Here is a 1032-nt window from a genome sequence, read left to right as displayed (position 1 = left end):
GCCAGGATCAAGGCGCGCAGCAACTACTACGCGACGATGGTGCCGCAGGTGCCGGCCGCGTTCCGCCGGCTGCTCGACGGCWTGGTGCTGACGATCGGCGGGCACGGCTGGCAGTGCATCTCCGGCTACGGGCATGCGCCGGAGCACATGTCGCTGCACTGCGCCGGGCTCGGCGTGCTGATCTCGGGCGACATGCTGCTGCCGCGCATCTCGACCAACGTCAGCGTGATCGACCTGGAGCCGGAGGCCGATCCGCTGCCGCTGTACCTGGCGTCGATCCAGCGCTACGCGTCATTGCCGGCCGACACGCTGGTGCTGCCGTCGCACGGCCGGCCGTTCCGCGGCATGCACACGCGGATCCAGCAGTTGGTGACGCACCACGACGATCGCTTCGCTGACGTGATGAAGGCGTGCGCCGAGGCGCCGCAGAGCGCGGCCGATCTGCTCACGGTGCTGTTCACCCGCAAGCTCGACCTGCACCAGACGACGTTCGCGATGGGCGAATCGATCGCGCACCTGCATGCGCTGTGGCTGGCGGGGAAGCTCGTGCGCTCGGTGGATGCTGACGGGGTGTATCGCTTCGCGTGCCTCTGACCGAACGGATAGATGGCCTACGAGCGATACCCTCGAAACACATCCCGCAACGCCGGCACCGCCTTCGCCACCGGTTGCGACAGGCTGCGCTCGATCTCGTTCAGGTGCCGCCGCATCTCGGTCGACGCGCCCGCGCCGGCGCCCTTCGCGATCACCTGCAGCAGTTGCTGGTGGCTGTGTGCGACGCACATCGGCTCGCCGGGCGACTTGTAGAGCGCCATCAGCAGCGAGGTGGTCGGCAGCAGCTCCTCGAGCAGCCGCACGAAGATCGGGTTGCCGCTCATGCGCGCGAGCTTCAGGTGGAACTCGCCCGACAGCCGGATCGCCTCCTGCTTGTTCTGCGACTTCGTCGCCCGCGCCTCGGCCTCGACCAGCTGGCGCAGCTCGGCCAGCTGCTCGGCACTCAGCTTGCCGGCCAGCCGCCGCGCCACCTCGCAC

General features: G+C 69.0%; 2 protein-coding genes. One reads left to right on the top strand and one right to left on the bottom strand.

From position 1 onward, the window contains the following. On the top strand, nucleotides 1–594 hold a 594-nt coding region (locus tag AC1D15_RS34070; RefSeq protein WP_477829553.1), incomplete at its 5' end, for an MBL fold metallo-hydrolase. A gap of 17 nt (nucleotides 595–611) precedes the next feature. On the opposite strand, the gene AC1D15_RS34065 is transcribed toward AC1D15_RS34070, so the two are convergent. Further along, nucleotides 612–1032, bottom strand: a 421-nt coding sequence (locus AC1D15_RS34065; RefSeq protein ID WP_477829552.1) for a GntR family transcriptional regulator, incomplete at its 5' end; no start/stop codon positions are given.

Source organism: Rhizobacter sp. P2_H2 (assembly GCF_056403375.1).
Note: the sequence above shows the minus strand (reverse complement) of the source record. Positions and strands in the feature narration are given on the sequence as shown.